We start from the raw sequence: 16,781 nt of genomic DNA on the forward strand, positions 1-16,781 counted from the left end.
AAGGGAGGAACGTGACCTTCGGATTCGCTCCGTCCGCAGCCACTTCGATCAGCACGTCGGCGAATTCCGCCAGCCGCCTCGCCAGGATGCTCGAACCGGCCGAGTGGGCGGCAGCGGGGATACCCCTGCTGCGCAACCCCCGCGAGGTGGTCAGCGGGCTGCACACCCGGCACCGGCCGAGACCGGCGATCGCGGTTGTCGCCGTGCTCGACCACGAGGAACGGCTCGCCGCCAGCGCGTCGTTCGCCCGGCGCTCCGCCCCCGTGGACGGCTGGGAGTTTCGCAACGTACTGCTGGCCCATCTGCGCCGGGTCATCCCGCACGATCTGCGCCGGCGCACGCCCGTACGCACCGCCGTACTGCTCTACTGCCGCGAGGGCGACGAGCGCTGGACGGAGGAGGACGGGGCGTGGATGTGGGGGCTGCGGGACGCGTGCACGCTGCATGGGCTGCGCTGCGGGGCGTACATCACGCTGACGCGCGGCGGCTGGCAGGTGCTCGGTGAGGGCCGGGGCGGCCGGCGGCCCAGCTCCCTGTCGTCGCCGGGCGATCTCTCCGAAGCCGGGACCGACGCCGAACTGCTGCCGCTGCGTACCGCGAGCGGCGCCGCCGAAACCCTGCGACGCATCGCCGCCCGCTGAAGGACCACGGGGCCGGCGACGGAGGCCGGTAGGGGCAACTTTCCGGCTGCCCGGCCGGTGGGCAGCCGGACGACCGACCGGCTGCTCGGCACAGGCCGAGTGATCCGCCAGGACCGTGCGATCGCCGAAGACCGCGCGGTCTCAGCGGGCCTTGCGGTCCGTGAACACCCCGCGGTCCATGGAGACCTACGGCTCAGACGCCCGTCCCCAGCGCGGTGTTGATGCGCTTGGGGTCGCCGCACACGATCAGCAGAGCGGTCGCCTTCGCCAGGGCCGCGGGCAGTGCGCGGGCGGCATCGTCGTCGGCGCCTCCGTTGATCGCGACGACCACCACGGGACGGGCCGAGGCCCGGCCCACCGCAGCGGCGTCCGCGTAGAAGACGTCGTCACGGGCATCATGCTGGGCCCAGTAGGCGGCCTCACCGAAGGACAGTTCGTGCGCCGCCCACGGGTGTTGTTCACCGGTGGTGAGCACCAGGACGTCGGCCGGGGCGCGACCGGAGTCGAGCAGCAGGTCGACAGCCTCGTCGGCGGCGTCGAGCGCGCCGTCGGCCGGAGCGGGGATCAGCTGGATCTGAGGAACTGAGGGCTTGGCCGGCCGGGGAGCCTGGGGCTGCCCGGCGGAGGTGGCAGAGGTATGCGTACGCGGCGGAACGGGCCTGGCCGGACCGGGGCCCGGGTGTCCGGGACGCGGCGAGGCCGCGGAACGCGGACCGGGTACGGGACGGGGGGTCGGCGCGGTGCGGCCTGCGGCCGGAGTAGCGCGGGGACCCTGGGCACTCTCGTGAATCTGAGGCTCCTCGGGGATGAGAGGCATGAGTGGATGTCTATCAAATGCCGACGCGGAAGGCATCGGCGGGTGGGCACATGGGTGCGACTGCCCTGACGGCAGGGCCGGTTCAGAATTCGAAGCCGAGCTGGCCCCCGCTTTCCAGTTCGGCCGCCTCGGCGGACAGGCGCACCTTCTTGAGGTGCCGCCACTGGGGCAGCGCGTCGAGATAGGCCCAGGAAAGCCGGTGGTAGGGCGTGGGCCCCAGCACCGCGAGGGCAGCCTTGTGCACGGGCGAGGGGTAGCCGGCGTTGGCGTCGAAGCCGAAATCGGCGAATTCGCTGCGCAGTTCGGCCATCATCGCGTCCCTGTGCACCTTGGCGATCACGGAGGCAGCGGCCACCGCGACGCAGGACTGGTCCCCCTTGATGACCGTACGGACCTTCCAGGGGGAGCCGAGGTAGTCGTGCTTGCCGTCGAGGATGACGGCGTCCGGCCGGACCGGGAGCGCGTCCAGCGCACGGACGGCGGCCAGCCGCAGCGCGGCGGTCATCCCCAGTTCGTCGATCTCCTCCGGCGAGGCGTGTCCCAGGGCGTGTGCCGTGACCCACTGCTCCAGCAGCCCAGCCAGCTCCGTACGACGCTTCGGGCTGATCAATTTGGAATCGGTGAGACCGGCGGGTGGTCGGCGCAGTCCGGTGATCGCCGCGCACACCGTGACGGGACCGGCCCACGCCCCGCGTCCGACCTCGTCGACACCAGCGACGATCTTGGCGCCGGTGGTGGCTCTGATCGAGCGCTCGACTGTGTGGGTGGGTGGTTCGTACGGCATGGCGCCAGCAAGGTTACGCCGCCGCACCCCACCCACGACAACCGGATTGCACTTGCCGCATCCGCGTCACTGCAGTCACCCGATCCGCGTCAGCGCGCTCACCGGTTCCGCGTCGGCGATCAGCCGTTGCGAGGACGCAGCAGCGGCACCATCACCTGATCGATCATCTTGGAGATGTCTTCGTCGGGCCATTCGCTGCCGCACACCTTCGAGCGGTACATCATCAGGCCCGGAATCACGTCGAAGACCAGATCGCCGGTGGCATCGGGCCGTACGTCGCCCCGCGCGACCCCGCGGTGCACCACCTTGCGGAACAGCTGATTGGACGGCTCGACGAGCTGGCGCACGATCACTCCATGGAAGCGCTCGGCTGTGGAGCTGTCGCACTCGTGAAGCACCGAACGCAGGGCGAAGCCCGACCTGGAGTACATCGCGTCGCGCACGCGTCGGCAGAGCTGGAAGAGGTCCTCGCGAATGCTGCCGTGATCGGCGGCCTCGTCCAGAGTCGGCAGCCCTGCTTGCAGGGCGTCCGCGACAAGGTCCTCCTTCGACGGCCAGCGCCGGTAGACGGCCGCCTTGCCCGTCTGGGCGCCTGCGGCGACGCCTTCCATCGTGAGCCCGCTCCAGCCGACGGTACTCAGCTGTTCCAGAGCGGCCTCGAGGATCGCGCGTTCCAGCACGGGTCCTCGGCGGCGCAGCGAGACCGGGGATGTCTCGGTGGCGCCGGTGCAGCGCGAATTGCCCATCTTCATCTCTCCGTTGGGGACAGGAGTTCAGTGAACGCTTGCGTTCACTGAAGGGGATTCTCTACGGTTGACGCGACAGTGAACGGATACGTTCACTAACTCACGTGTGGGGGACCATAGTGACAACCTCTCAGTTAACTGCTCCAGCCAAGCCGGGAGCTGCCCGCAGACAGGGACGCCCCGGGATCGCCCTCGCCGTTATCGCCGCCCTGCAGCTCATGGTGGTCCTCGACACGACGATTGTGAATATCGCTCTCCCGCACATCCAAGGGGCGCTCGAGTTCACCACGACCCAGCTCTCCTGGGTGGTCAATGCCTACACCCTCACCTTCGGCGGACTGCTGCTCCTCGGGGGCCGGGCGGGCGACATTCTCGGCCGGCGGCGGGTGTTCGTCTTCGGCGTGCTGCTCTTCACCTTCGCCTCGCTGCTGTGCGGCGTGGCGCAGGAGCCCTGGCAGATGCTCGCCGCCCGCGCGCTCCAGGGTGTCGGCGGCGCCATCGCCTCACCCACGGCGCTCGCGCTCATCACCACGACATTCCGCGAAGGCCCCGAGCGCAACCGCGCGTTCGGCATCTTCGCGGCGGTCTCGGCCAGTGGCGCGGCCATCGGCCTGCTCGCCGGCGGCATGCTCACCGAGTGGCTGAACTGGCGCTGGGTGTTCTATGTCAACCTGCCGATCGGCATCCTGATAGCCGTGCTCGCACCGATGTTCATCAATGAGTCCGAACGGCACTCCGGCCGGTTCGACATCGCGGGCGCGCTCACCTCGACCGCGGGAATGGCATCCCTGGTCTACGGCTTCATCCGGGCCGCCGATGACGGCTGGAGCGATCGGCTCACCCTCGGCGCCTTCGGGGCGGCGGTCGTGCTGCTCACGGCGTTCGTACTGATCGAGCGGCGGGCGAAGGAGCCGATCACTCCGCTGCGGATGTTCGCCGACCGCAACCGTTCAGGTACGTATCTGATCATGATGAGCCTCGCCGCGGCGATGTTCGGCATGTTCTTCTTCATCGTCCTGTTCGTGCAGAACGTGCTGGACTACAGCCCGATCACCTCCGGTCTGGCGTTCCTGCCGGTCACGGTGATGATCGTGACCGCCGCCGGTATCTCGTCCAAGCTCCTGCCGGTGCTGGGGCCCAAGCCCTTCCTGGCCGCGGGCGCGGTGCTCACCGGGAGCGGCATGGCGTGGCTGACAGTGCTCGACCCGGGCAGCTCATATCTGGGCGGGGTACTGGGGCCGATGCTGCTCTTCGGATTCGGCATGGGTCTGGTCTTCGTGACGGCGACGCTCACGGCGGTCTCCGGCGTCGCTCAGCACGAGTCGGGTGCGGCTTCCAGTCTGCTCAACGCCACGCAGATGGTGGGTGGTTCCCTGGGACTGTCGATTCTCATGACCGTCTTCAGCACCGCCAGCCGCGAGGAGGCGGAACGTCAGATCCCGCTCTTCTTCGCGGATGGGACAGCGGCCCAGAAGGAAGCCTTCGCCAAGACGCACGAGTTGCCGCCGCCGTGGGGACACGAGGTGCTCGCGGAAGGCATCGCGACGGCGTTCTGGGCAGGAGTCGGACTGGTCGGACTCGCGGTGCTGACCGCGGTGTTCGTCGTCCGGGTGCGCAAGAGCGACCTGGAAGCGCTCAGCGGGGCGGCGGGCGCGGGCGGCGGCCACGCGGCATAGTGCCGCCGCGCGGAGCCGGGGTACGGGCCGTACATGGGGGTATGGCCCGTACCTCACCTGAGCCGGGTCAGTCGACAGCCTGGCGGCAGAGGCGGCAGCCACTCATGGCGTCTGCTGTGGTACCCACTCCGGAAGCCGCTCGGTCTGCTCCAGCCAGGCAGCCGGCGGCTGTCCCGACTTGCCCGCGGCGACCACACCGCAGGCGATGGCACAGGTCGTGTCGACATCTCCGCCCACTTGGGCGGTCGTCCAGAAAGCCCGCTCGAAGTCGCCGAGCGAGCGGGCCGCGGACCACAGCGCGAACGGAACGGTGTCATGCGCACTGGTGCGCCGACCGCTGCCGAGGACCGCCGCGACCGTCCCCGCATCGTTGTAGTCGAGCATGTCCCGCGCCCGGCGGAGTCCGGCTCCCACAGCGCTGCGCGGTACGAGCGCGATTACGCCGTCGAGCAGGTCCTCGGCCCCCGGCGGCCCGGCCGGATCCGCGGCCAGCGCGGCGGCGGCCGCCACGGCCATCGCCCCGACCACGGCCTCCCGGTGCTGGTGCGTGGTGTACGAGGAGATCTCGGCCTGGTGGGTGGCCTGCTCGGGATCGGCGGCGTACCAGGCACCGAGGGGCGCGATGCGCATCGCGGAACCGTTGCCCCACGAGCCCTGGCCCTTGAAGAGCGCGGCGGCGAGTTCACGCCAGTCGCCGCCCTCCCTGATCAGCCGGAGCATACGGTTGACGGCAGGACCATAGCCTCGGTCGAAGTCGTGGTGCTCGGCGAAGGACTGAGCGAGTGCGTCCTGGTCCACCCGGTCATGGGCCGCGAGCACGGACAGCACGGAGCAGGCCATCTCGGTGTCGTCGGTCCACTGCCAGGGGCCCGGCGGCAGGGCACGCCGTTTCAGCAATGGATAGTTCGAAGGAACGAAGAACTGGGAGCCCAGGGCGTCTCCCACGGACAGTCCGCGCAGGCTGTCCAGGGCGCGTTCGAAGCGCCGGTCGCGAGAGGATTCAGCGGTCATCTTCCTGCCACTCTATCCGGTGACGCCATAAGGCTCAGGTGTGCGCCACCGTTCGAACGGCCGGTCAAGGGTGTAGCGGCCGTCCTTGCCGAGCTGCAGAATCCGGGTCTCGGCGTTGTCCGGATTGGAAAGCGATTCGAATTCCGCGACCGACCAGTGGAACCAGCGCATGCAGAACAGCCGCATGGTCAGTCCGTGCGTCACCAGGAGCACGTTCGGCGGATGATCCGGCGACTCGAAACTCCGGTACAGACTCTCCAGGAACGCCCCGACCCGGTCGTACACATCCGCTCCCGACTCCCCCTGGGCGAAGCGGTAGAAGAAGTGGCCATAGGCGTCGCGGTAGGCCTTCTGCAGCCGGACGTCCTCCCGGTCCTGCCAGTTCCCCCAGTCCTGCTCGCGCAGCCGCGGCTCCTCCCTGACCCGTACCAGCTCCGGGTCGAGGGCGAAGGCGCGGAAAGTCTCATGGGTACGGCGGTAGGGCGAGACGTAGACGCTGACGCGCTCGCGCCCGAACAGCTCACGAAGCCGTGCGCCCGTCTCCTCGGCCTGCGTCCAGCCGGTCGGGGTCAGCCGCAGCGCATGGTCGGGCTCGCGCTCGTACACAGTGTCATCGGCGTTCCCCTCCGACTCACCGTGCCGGACGAGAACGATGCGTTGCGGTCGTGCCATGTCACGACAGTAGATCGGTCCGGACTCGGCCGAGCAGCCGGGAGGGGTCCGACCGGCGTATCGGGCTGGCGAAGAGGGCGGGGCGGTCGGCCTCATACCGTCCAGGACGGTTCGAGCTGCACCACATCACCGGCGAGCGCCGAGACATCCGCCTCGGTCTGCGCACGCAGCAGGAGCCGCTCGACCCGCTCTCGGCGGTACTTCCCGTGCTCCGCCGCCGACTGCCACATCGACATCACCAGGAACTCGCTCCCCGGCGCCTCCCCGAACAAGCCGCGCACCATTCCCGGCGACCCGGCCATCGCCGGGTTCCACACCTTCTCCTGCATCAGCGCGTAGTGCTCGACCCGGTCCTCGCGCACCCGGCAGTGCGCGACCCGTACGACATCGGCGTCCGTGAACCGCGGCTCGAACCCGGTCTTCACATCGAAGCGATAGTCGAAGAGCTTGACCTGTATGTCCTTGTACGTGCCTGTCTGCCCGGACGCCAGCCGGTCATGGGAGCGCGCCATGAACGAGTCGTAGAACGCCCGGCTCTCCCAAAAGGTAAAAACATGCGCGACATGCGGCCGCCCCTTGCTCCACCCGCCACCCTGTCCCCGGAATCCCGGCTCACCCAGCAGCCCCGCCCACTTCCGCTGCCCCCGCTCGAACCCACGACGGTCCACGACGGTGCAGCGAATCCACTTGACCAGCACCGCGCCATCGTACGGCGCGGAACGTGGCCCCGGTCACTCTCCGGCGGAGTCCGCCATCAGCAGCTCTCCCAGCCTCCCTGCGCACCCACGCCTTCTAGGGCAGCGAGCCGTGACAGCATGGTCAACCGACGTGACACTCCCGGCAGTTACGGGGAAGGGGAATCTGGTGAGCAGTCTCAACAAGGGGGTCCGGAAGGCTGAGGTGACCCTGCGGTGGGATCCGAGTCCCCTGGGTGAGCCGGCGCATGATCTCGACATCGTCGCCGCGACGTACCGGGCGGAGGCCCCACACGGTGAACCGGCGTACGTCGTCCACTTCGACAGCCGGTCACCGGATGGCACGATCATCCTGATCAGGGACAGCAAGACCGGTCAGGGCTTCGGCTCCGACGAGGTCATGACGCTGGAGTTCGACCGGCTGGCGGCCACGTACGGCCGCGTCGTCGTGGGTGTGGTCATCCAGCAGCGGGACGGACGCCGGGTGTTCTCCGACATTGCGAACACCCTCGTCCGCATCCTCGAAGGACACACCGAGCTGACGCAGAACGACTTCGCCGCCGTCCAGGAATCCACCGCGGCCGTGGTGGGCGAGTTCGTCCGCAGCGATGCGGGCGAGTGGCAATTCCACGAAACCGTCCGCGGGTACGACGCCGACCCTCAGTCCTTCGTCGAGCTGATGGGCAGCTGATCAGCGGCTGGGAAGAGGAAGGGAGGGGCGCCCGGCACGGTGGCCGGGCGCCCCTCCCTCTCATTCAATGGGTGCCGTCAGCTGCAACCGCTGGTCGAGCCGCAGCCCTCGCAGATGTAGCAGGAGCCGGCCCGCTGCATCTTCGTCCCGCAGGAGAAGCACAGCGGTGCGTCCGCGCTGATGCCCAGCTGCATCTCGACGAGCTCCGCCGAGGTGTGCGCCTCCTTCGGAGCCGGGATATCCAGCTTGGGGGCGGCGACCGGCTTCAGCGTCTCCTGCTGCTGGCGCGGGGCGGACTGGGCCAGACCCTCGACGTCCATCTCCTCGTCGGACGGCTCGTACGAACCGGTCTCCAGGTGACGCTGACGCTCCTCGGCCGAGTGGATGCCGAGCGCGGAGCGCGTCTCGAAGGGCAGGAAGTCCAGCGCCAGGCGGCGGAAGATGTAGTCGACGATCGACTGCGCCATCCGCACGTCCGGGTCGTCCGTCATACCGGCCGGCTCGAAGCGCATGTTGGTGAACTTCGAGACGTAGGTCTCCAGCGGCACGCCGTACTGCAGACCCACCGACACGGCGATCGAGAAGGCGTCCATCATGCCCGCGAGGGTCGAGCCCTGCTTCGACATCTTCAGGAAGACCTCGCCGAGACCGTCGTCCGGGTAGGAGTTGGCGGTCATGTAGCCCTCGGCGCCGCCCACCGTGAAGGAGGTGGTGATGCCGGGACGGCCCTTGGGAAGGCGCTTGCGGACGGGGCGGTACTCGACGACCTTCTCGACCGCGGCCCGGATCGTCCCCTCGGCCTTCTCGGCCGCTGCGGTGGCTTCGGGGCTCTGGTTGCCCTTGGTCTTGGCGGAGAGAGGCTGGCCGACCTTGCAGTTGTCGCGGTAGATCGCGAGCGCCTTGACGCCCATCTTCCACGCCTCGAAGTAGACCTCTTCGACATCCTCGACCGTGGCGGTCTCCGGGAGGTTGACCGTCTTGGAGAGCGCGCCCGAGATCCACGGCTGGATGGCGGCCATCATGCGGACGTGACCCATCGCGGAGATGGAGCGCTCACCCATGGCGCAGTCGAAGACCTCGTAGTGCGCGGTCTTCAGACCGGGGGCGTCGACGACATTGCCGTGCTCGGCGATGTGGGCGACGATCGCCTCGATCTGCTCCGGCTGGTAGCCGAGACGGCGCAGCGCCTGCGGCACCGTGCCGTTGACGATCTGCATCGAGCCGCCGCCGACCAGCTTCTTGAACTTGACCAGCGCGAGGTCGGGCTCCAGGCCGGTGGTGTCGCAGGACATCGCGAGGCCGATGGTGCCGGTCGGGGCGATGACGGACGCCTGGGAGTTACGGAAACCGTTCTTCTCGCCGAGACGGATCACGTCCTGCCAGGCCTCCGTGGCGGCGGCCCAGATCGGCGTGTCCAGGTCGTCCATGCGGACGGCCACGGCGTTGGCGTCGGCGTGCTGCTTCATGACGCGCTTGTGCGGAGCGGCGTTGCGGGCGTAGCCGTCGTACGGACCGACGACCGCGGCGAGCTCGGCGGAGCGCTTGTACGAGGTACTCGTCATCAGCGAGGTGATGGCGCCGGCGAGCGCCCGCCCGCCGTCCGAGTCGTACGCGTGGCCCGTAGCCATCAGCAGGGCGCCGAGGTTGGCGTAGCCGATGCCCAGCTGACGGAAGGCGCGGGTGTTCTCGCCGATCTTCTGCGTGGGGAAGTCCGCGAAGCAGATGGAGATGTCCATCGCGGTGATGACCAGCTCGACGACCTTGGCGAAGCGCTCGATGTCGAAGGACTGGTGGCCCTCGCCGTCGTCCTTCAGGAACTTCATGAGGTTCAGCGAGGCAAGGTTGCACGAGGTGTTGTCCAGGTGCATGTACTCGCTGCACGGGTTCGAGCCGTTGATCCGGCCGGACTCGGGGCAGGTGTGCCAGTGGTTGATGGTGTCGTCGTACTGGATGCCGGGGTCGGCGCAGGCCCAGGCGGCCTCGGCCATCTTGCGGAAGAGCGACTTGGCGTCGACCTCCTCGATGACGTCGCCGGTCATCCGGGCACGCAGCCCGAACTTGCCGCCGGACTCGACGGCCTTCATGAACTCATTGTTCACACGGACCGAGTTGTTGGCGTTCTGGTACTGGACGGACGTGATGTCGTCGCCGCCCAGGTCCATGTCGAAGCCCGCGTCACGCAGCGCGCGGATCTTCTCCTCTTCCTTGACCTTGGTCTCGATGAAGTTCTCGATGTCGGGGTGGTCGACGTCGAGGATGACCATCTTGGCCGCGCGGCGTGTGGCGCCGCCGGACTTGATCGTTCCTGCGGACGCGTCGGCGCCACGCATGAAGGAGACGGGACCCGAGGCGTTGCCGCCGGAGGAGAGCAGTTCCTTGGAGGAACGGATCCGGGAGAGGTTCAGGCCGGCGCCGGAGCCGCCCTTGAAGATCATGCCCTCTTCCTTGTACCAGTCGAGGATCGACTCCATGGAGTCGTCGACGGCCAGGATGAAGCAGGCGGAGACCTGCTGCGGCTGGGGCGTGCCGACGTTGAACCACACCGGCGAGTTGAAGCTGAAGATCTGGTGCAGGAGGGCGTACGCCAGCTCGTGCTCGAAGATCTCGGCGTCGGCGGGCGAGGCGAAGTAGTTGTAGTCCTCGCCGGCCTTCCGGTACGTCTTCACGATCCGGTCGATCAGCTGCTTGAGACCGGTCTCGCGCTGCGGGGTGCCGACGGCCCCGCGGAAGTACTTGCTGGTGACGATGTTGACCGCGTTCACCGACCAGAAGTCGGGGAACTCGACGCCACGCTGCTCGAAATTGACCGAGCCGTCGCGCCAGTTGGTCATGACGACGTCACGGCGCTCCCAGACCACCTCGTCGTACGGATGCACGCCGGGGGTGGTGTGGATTCGCTCGATACGCAGGCCCTTGCTCGCCTTGGATCCCTTGGGGCGGGACCCTCGTGCCGGGCCGCTCGTCGTCTCTGTCATGCCGCCTCCCATACATGGGCAAAAACGCCCTGAAGTGCCCACTTCTTCCCGTGGCACAGTTCTGTGTCTGATGCCTCGGGCGCCAGCGCACAGCGCCCGTGACAGGTCTTTTGCCGCTCTACCGGCGATCGGCGGGCCGCTGGGGCGGGCCGAACCGCTCAGCCAGGTGTTGCTCAGTCCGCGGCGGTGGCGGGCACGGGGACCTCAAGGGTCTCGCCGCTCCCGCATTTCTCTGCGGGAGGCCGTTGTTCGCGGAGTTCCGCGATGGCGGCCTCGAAGTCTTCGAGTGAGTCGAAAGCCCGGTACACGGACGCGAAGCGCAGGTACGCGACGAGGTCGAGTTCCTGCAGGGGGCCGAGTATGGCCAGGCCCACGTCGTGGGTGGTCAGCTCGGCACTGCCGGTGGCGCGCACCGCTTCCTCGACCCGCTGGCCGAGCTTGGCGAGGGCGTCCTCGGTGACCGGCCGCCCCTGGCATGCCTTGCGGACGCCGGAGATGACCTTCGTACGGCTGAAGGGCTCGGTCACGCCGCTGCGCTTGATCACCATCAGCGAGGCGGTTTCCACCGTCGTGAAGCGGCGGGAGCAGTCAGGACACTGCCGGCGACGCCGGATCGACGTTCCGTCGTCGGTGGTGCGACTGTCGACGACACGGCTGTCGGGGTGCCTGCAGAAGGGGCAGTGCATGGCTCCCAACCCCCTCCTTCACTGCACGACTGAATAGCCTCGACAGGGCGGTCGAAGCCCTTCGAAGCAGCCCCAAGCATAGGCGATGGCCGCGGTCTTGAAGGACCGGGGACCACAACTTCTGGGCTACGGACACAATCCAACCACTAGATCTGGGGTTTGGTCGCATTTTCGAGCCTCAGCGCGTGTCGCGCGGCCACGCCTGCACACAGCAGGCGTACGGGTGGTGACACCGCGCCATCGAAGCCGCGAGGGCCGACGCGGAACCGGCACGGGAGCGACGCAGGACGGGCGCGGAAACGTCGCGCGCACGCCGGACGGGACCGGCTACGAGGTTACGGGAATCGCGCGGCTCCGTGGATTCCGGGCCCCCGAGTGCAAGACTGGGAATCACCCGGTAACACCCCGCTCCACCGCATGCCGGCGGTGAGGGTTACCGTCGTGGCCCGATTCGCTTTACGGCCCGATCGTTCGCACATACACCCAGCCAGGCGCTCGCGTCAGGCAATCTGCGATTTTTCACTCGAACGTGTGTTTGGCGCAACCTTTCGAAACCCACTACCGTTGTCCAGCTAGGGAGACCATTCGAGAGGGGCCGACGTGACCACCACCGCAGACAGTGCCACCATCACTGCCCAGGACCGCTCCCAGAACCGATTCGAGCCGGTGCATGCCATGAATGACGCAGCCACGACACCCGAGGGGCCCAAGCCCACGCGTTCGCTGCCCGGCCGACCTCCAGGGATCCGAGCCGACAGCTCCGGTCTCACGGATCGGCAGCGGCGCGTCATCGAGGTGATCCGTGACTCCGTACAGCGTCGGGGATACCCGCCGTCGATGCGTGAGATCGGCCAGGCGGTCGGGCTGTCCAGCACTTCTTCCGTGGCACACCAGCTCATGGCTCTGGAGCGCAAGGGCTTCCTGCGCCGGGACCCGCACCGCCCCAGGGCGTACGAGGTGCGCGGCTCCGACCAGCCCAGCACGCAGCCGACCGACACGACCGGCAAGCCCGCCGCCTCGTATGTGCCGCTCGTCGGCCGGATCGCGGCCGGTGGCCCGATCCTCGCCGAAGAGTCCGTCGAGGACGTCTTCCCGCTGCCCCGCCAGCTTGTGGGTGACGGCGAGTTGTTCGTGCTGAAGGTCGTCGGCGACTCGATGATCGAGGCCGCGATCTGCGACGGCGACTGGGTGACCGTGCGCCGCCAGCCCGTCGCGGAGAACGGCGACATCGTGGCCGCGATGCTGGACGGCGAGGCCACGGTCAAGCGCTTCAAGCGGGAGAACGGCCATGTGTGGCTCCTCCCGCACAACGCGGCGTACCAGCCGATTCCGGGTGATGAGGCGACCATCCTCGGCAAGGTGGTGGCGGTGCTGCGGCGGGTGTGACAGGCCCGTCGGCTCTGACCGGCCCCGGGACCCACTGCGCCGGTCCCGGGGCCCAGTTGTTCCTGCCCGCCGTCATGGTTCCAACCTGCCGTCGCTGGCCCTACCTGCCGTCCGCCTTGGCCGAGGCGTCGATCGCGGCCAGCGATCGGCGCACCTGGTTACGGTCCGTCGTGTACCAGAAGTCGGGCAGCGAGGCGCGCAGATAGCTGCCGTACCGGGCATTGGCCAGCCGCGGGTCGAGTACGGCGACGACGCCCCGGTCGCCCGTCGCGCGTACGAGACGGCCGGCGCCCTGGGCCATCAACAGGGCGGCGTGCGTGGCGGCGACAGCCATGAAGCCATTGCCGCCCGCCTCCTCCACGGCCTTCTGCCGGGCACTCATCAGCGGGTCGTCGGGGCGTGGGAACGGGATCCGGTCCATCACGACCAGCTGGCAGCTGGCTCCCGGCACATCCACGCCCTGCCACAGGGAGAGGGTGCCGAACAGACAGGTCTCCGGGTCGGCGGCGAAGGCCTTGATCAGCTCGCCCAGCGTTTCCTCGCCCTGGAGCAGGATCGGCTTCTCGAGCCTGCCGCGCAGCTCCTCGGCGGCCGCCTGGGCGGCCCGCATCGAGGAGAAGAGACCGAGCGTACGACCGCCGGCCGCCTCCACCAGCTCGGCGAGCTCGTCCATCATGTCCCCGCGGGAGCCTTCCCGGCCGGGCGTCGCCAGATGGCGCGCGACGTAGAGGATGCCCTGCTTCGGATAGTCGAAGGGCGAACCGACGTCGAGCCCCTTCCACTGCGGGCTGGTGACCTCGTCACCTTCGCCCGTGGCCGCTTCCGCGGTGCCCTCGGGAGCCAGACCGAGGGAGGCCCCGACGCCGTTGAAATCGCCGCCGAGCTTGAGCGTGGCCGAGGTCAGCACCACCGAGCGCTCCGCGAAGAGCTTCTCGCGCAGCAGACCGGCGACGGAGAGCGGTGCCACCCGCAGGGACGCGCCGAAACGATCGTGTCGCTCGAACCAGACGACGTCGTACTCGGAACCCTGCGTGATGCGCTCGGCAACGTCATGGATGTTCTCGACGGAGGCGAGCGCTTGCTTGCGTACGGCGTCCTCGTCCTGGACGGACTTGTCGCGGGTGCTGCCGAGGGCCGAGATGACCGTGCGCGCGGCGTCGCGCAGTGCCATCAGGGCGTATCCGAGGTCCTCGGGGATCTCTTCGAGCCGGCCGGGGAGCGCGAGCTCCATCACCCGCTCGAAGGTCTCGGACGCCGTCTGCAGAGCATCCGCTGCCTTCTCGTTGACCAGCTTGGCGGCGCGGCGCACGGCACGGTTGACCTGGCCTGGTGTGAGCTCGCCGGTCGCGACGCCTGTCACCCGGGAGACCAGCTCATGGGCCTCGTCGACGATCAGCACCTCGTGCTGCGGGAGCACCGGGGCGCCCTCGATCGCGTCGATCGCGAGAAGCGCGTGGTTCGTGACCACGACATCGGCCAGCTTCGCGCGCTCGCGGGCCGCCTCGGCGAAGCACTCCGCGCCGTATGCGCACTTCGACGCCCCCAGGCACTCCCGGGACGAGACGGAGACCTGCGACCAGGCCCGGTCGGAGACGCCAGGCGTGAGATCGTCGCGGTCCCCGGTCTCGGTCTCGTCGGCCCAGTCGCGCATCCGGAGCAGATCCTGCCCGAGCTTGCTGGTGGGTGCGGCGGCCTCGAACTGATCGAAGAGGCCGTCTTCCTCATCCTGCGGCACTCCCTCGTGGAGGCGGTGCAGACACAGATAGTTGGAACGCCCCTTGAGCATGGCGAACTCCGGCCGCCGGCGCAGCAGCGGGTGCAGCGCCTCGACCGTCCGCGGAAGATCACGCTCCACGAGCTGCCGCTGCAGGGCGAGGGTGGCTGTGGCCACCACGACCCTCTCCCCGTGCGCCAGGGCGGGCACCAGATAGCCGAGCGACTTTCCGGTACCGGTGCCGGCCTGGGCAAGCAGATGGGAATTGTTGTCGACCGCTTCTGCGACGGCCTCGGCCATGGTGACCTGGCCTGGCCGTTCCACGCCGCCGACGGCGGTGACGGCGGCATGGAGGAGCTCGGGGAGGGATGGCTTCGTCATAGCCAGTCCACCCTACGGGGCGCCACTGACAGCCCGATCCCGGATCGGGTCATCGTGCCGGGCTCAGCGGATTGGGGACGGTGCCGTGGACTGCGGCATGGGGACGGTCGGGGCGGTCACGGTAGCCGTCCAGATGCAGTCGGTTGCGGTTGAGACAGAGGCGCTCGATGTCCGGCGTGAGCAGGTCGAACGTCTCGAATCGTTCCTTGAGCTGCGGGAAGCGGGCCTGATGGCGCAGGATCTCCGCCCGTACGAGCGAGAAGAACTGAGCCTCCGGCACACCCAGTTGCTCCTCACATAGGGGTGCGAGAAAGCGGAAGACGCCGACGAAGAGCCCTGAGTGGATGAACTGCGTCAGGAAGGCGGGCTCCTCGGTGAGAAGCGTCTTGCGTACGTCGTCGGGCATGGAGTCGTGCTCGGGGAGCGGCTGGGCGCTGATGTTGACGTCGTCGACGAAGTCCTTGATCGCCAGACGGACGGGTACGTCGTGGTCGTCGTGGACGACGATGGCGTTCTCGCCGTGCGGGGAGAAGACGGTGCCGTAGCGGTAGAGGAAGTGCAGCAGGGGCGGGAGCAGCGCGGAGAAGAGCCGCTGGAGCCAGACCGCGGGAGCGAGTCCGGAACGGGAGACGAGCTCCGCTGTGAAGGACCTGCCCTCACGGTCGACGTGCAGCAGCGAGGCGAGAGTGCGTGCCCGCTCGCCAGGAGCGAGACGGGGCTGCAGGGGCTCGCGCCAGATCGCGCCGAGGAGTTCCTTGTACTGGTACGGCACCTCGGGCAGGTGATCGTAGAAGGGGTGCTCGACGGTGACCGATGCGACTTCGCCGAGCAGGATCACGCCGCACTCGTCACGCAGGAACGGGTCGGCGTCGCACAGTCCGCACACCCAGGAGGTCACGGCGGGAGCGGCAAGGGTCCGCTCGGTGGGCAGGCCCCGCCAGACCAGGGTGTTCAGGATGGACAGCGGCAGCTTCACGGTGTGCCGGTCGGTGCGGTCCAGGTTCACGAAGGTGCGGATGGACTGCTGCGGCAGCCGCAGATCACCGTCCGTGGGGAGCGGAACGATGGCTCCTTGTGCGATCGCGGGGGCGAAGAGAGGCACGAGTACCTCGTCCCACTGCCAGGGATGTACGGGCAGATAGAGATACGCGTCCGGGTCGAGGCCCCTGGCACGCAGCACGGCGGCGAAGGACGTACGGACGGACGCGTCCAGCTCACGGGCGTACAGGTCCTCGGGGTGGGACAGCCGGGAGACGCCCCGGTAGGCGGCGAGAGCGGAGCTGACCGCGATCCAGGGGAGCTGGGCGGGTCGGCGGGACTCGGGCGACCAGCGGGCGGTGTCCGTGGCGGAGAACCCGATGCGGCCCTTGTTGAGGACGATCAAGGGGTGACCGGTCTGGTGGCCTTCGAGTTCGGCGTAGCCGAGGTCGGCGAGCTCCGCCGCGGTGAGTGCGTCGTGGTCGAGTCCGGTGTCCGAGACGAGGGTGGTGGTCAGCTCGCGCAGGAGATGGCCGAGCGTGGCGCCGTCGACGGCGAGCCGGTCGCGGGCCCGGACGAGGAACGCGAGCGGGTCGGTGAAGGGCCGGCCCTCGTGCTCGATGGAGTCCGGGTCGACTCTCCAGCTTCCGTACGCTCCGCGCCCGGCTCGGAAGGACAGGCTGCCACCGTCGTCCAGCGCGAGTGTGTAGCGGGCGGGGGACGCGGAGGCAGGGGCCCCGCGGTCCGGGACCGGCTCGATGATCTCTTCGTAGGCGAACTCCCCGAGCATTTTGGCGAGGAGGCGCCCCGCCGCCCGGCTCCAGGTCCCCGAGGTCAGACCGGGAGGGGTGAACGGGACGGCGGGCGGCTGTTCGGAGTCGTGGGTGGCAGGGGACTTCGGCACGAGGACTCCTCGAGTGGAACCGAT

At 68.7% G+C, this 16,781-nt stretch carries 14 protein-coding genes; 4 read left to right on the top strand and 10 right to left on the bottom strand.

All coding sequences use genetic code 11. The features are described from left to right. Positions 1 to 11 precede the first annotated feature (11 nt). Positions 12 to 641 carry a hypothetical protein gene (locus OG905_RS11415; RefSeq protein ID WP_328667623.1) on the top strand — a complete coding sequence of 210 codons (630 nt, stop codon included), beginning with the start codon at positions 12 to 14 and terminating at the stop codon, positions 639 to 641. Between the two features lie 193 nt (positions 642 to 834). Here OG905_RS11415 and OG905_RS11420 read toward each other — a convergent pair whose 3' ends face one another. The 3 genes from OG905_RS11420 to OG905_RS11430 form a co-directional block, all read right to left on the bottom strand. Further along, positions 835 to 1,458, bottom strand: a complete 624-nt coding sequence (locus OG905_RS11420; RefSeq protein WP_328667624.1) for a hypothetical protein — start codon at positions 1,456 to 1,458, stop codon at positions 835 to 837. Positions 1,459 to 1,540: 82 nt separating this feature from the next. Beyond that, a complete protein-coding gene (locus OG905_RS11425; RefSeq protein WP_266489170.1) occupies positions 1,541 to 2,242 on the bottom strand; it encodes a ribonuclease HII in 702 nt (233 codons plus the stop codon). 119 nt (positions 2,243 to 2,361) lie between these two features. Continuing rightward, entirely contained in the window at positions 2,362 to 2,988 is a 627-nt protein-coding gene (locus OG905_RS11430; RefSeq protein WP_443044067.1) for a TetR/AcrR family transcriptional regulator, read from the bottom strand. A gap of 119 nt (positions 2,989 to 3,107) precedes the next feature. Between OG905_RS11430 and OG905_RS11435 the strand changes: the two genes are divergently transcribed. Further along, on the top strand, positions 3,108 to 4,664 hold the full coding sequence (locus OG905_RS11435) for an MFS transporter (RefSeq protein WP_328667626.1): 1,557 nt from the start codon (positions 3,108 to 3,110) through the stop codon (positions 4,662 to 4,664). A 102-nt stretch (positions 4,665 to 4,766) separates the two neighbouring features. Here the strand turns inward: OG905_RS11435 and OG905_RS11440 are convergent, their stop codons facing one another. The 3 genes from OG905_RS11440 to OG905_RS11450 form a co-directional block, all read right to left on the bottom strand. Continuing rightward, positions 4,767 to 5,675 carry an ADP-ribosylglycohydrolase family protein gene (locus OG905_RS11440; protein WP_328667627.1) on the bottom strand — a complete coding sequence of 303 codons (909 nt, stop codon included), beginning with the start codon at positions 5,673 to 5,675 and terminating at the stop codon, positions 4,767 to 4,769. A 12-nt stretch (positions 5,676 to 5,687) separates the two neighbouring features. Next, positions 5,688 to 6,347 (bottom strand): histidine phosphatase family protein, encoded by a 660-nt coding sequence (locus OG905_RS11445; RefSeq protein WP_328667628.1) that lies wholly within the window; start codon positions 6,345 to 6,347, stop codon positions 5,688 to 5,690. 92 nt (positions 6,348 to 6,439) lie between these two features. Next, positions 6,440 to 7,045, bottom strand: coding sequence for a YdbC family protein (locus tag OG905_RS11450; protein WP_328667629.1), 606 nt, complete (start codon positions 7,043 to 7,045; stop codon positions 6,440 to 6,442). Positions 7,046 to 7,211: 166 nt separating this feature from the next. Here OG905_RS11450 and OG905_RS11455 point away from each other — a divergent pair, with 166 nt between their 5' ends. Beyond that, positions 7,212 to 7,733, top strand: coding sequence for a TerD family protein (locus tag OG905_RS11455; protein ID WP_328667630.1), 522 nt, complete (start codon positions 7,212 to 7,214; stop codon positions 7,731 to 7,733). 77 nt (positions 7,734 to 7,810) lie between these two features. Here OG905_RS11455 and OG905_RS11460 read toward each other — a convergent pair whose 3' ends face one another. After that, complete coding sequence (locus tag OG905_RS11460; RefSeq protein ID WP_328667631.1) at positions 7,811 to 10,708, bottom strand: vitamin B12-dependent ribonucleotide reductase; 2,898 nt, start codon at positions 10,706 to 10,708, stop codon at positions 7,811 to 7,813. 173 nt (positions 10,709 to 10,881) lie between these two features. Beyond that, positions 10,882 to 11,394, bottom strand: a complete 513-nt coding sequence (gene nrdR, locus OG905_RS11465; RefSeq protein WP_266489153.1) for a transcriptional regulator NrdR — start codon at positions 11,392 to 11,394, stop codon at positions 10,882 to 10,884. Positions 11,395 to 11,994: 600 nt separating this feature from the next. Here nrdR and lexA point away from each other — a divergent pair. After that, the gene (gene lexA, locus OG905_RS11470) at positions 11,995 to 12,780 is read left to right on the top strand and encodes a transcriptional repressor LexA (RefSeq protein WP_142213283.1); all 786 of its coding nucleotides are present in this window, start codon (positions 11,995 to 11,997) and stop codon (positions 12,778 to 12,780) included. 100 nt (positions 12,781 to 12,880) lie between these two features. On the opposite strand, the gene OG905_RS11475 is transcribed toward lexA, so the two are convergent. Together OG905_RS11475 and OG905_RS11480 are read right to left on the bottom strand one after the other, a co-directional pair. After that, a complete protein-coding gene (locus OG905_RS11475) occupies positions 12,881 to 14,875 on the bottom strand; it encodes an ATP-dependent DNA helicase (protein WP_328667632.1) in 1,995 nt (664 codons plus the stop codon). Between the two features lie 49 nt (positions 14,876 to 14,924). Continuing rightward, a complete protein-coding gene (locus OG905_RS11480) occupies positions 14,925 to 16,757 on the bottom strand; it encodes an IucA/IucC family protein (RefSeq protein ID WP_328667633.1) in 1,833 nt (610 codons plus the stop codon). Between the last annotated feature and the right edge of the window lie 24 nt (positions 16,758 to 16,781).

Origin of the sequence: Streptomyces sp. NBC_00322 (assembly GCF_036147535.1) — a bacterium.
Taxonomy (GTDB): Bacteria; Actinomycetota; Actinomycetes; order Streptomycetales; family Streptomycetaceae; genus Streptomyces.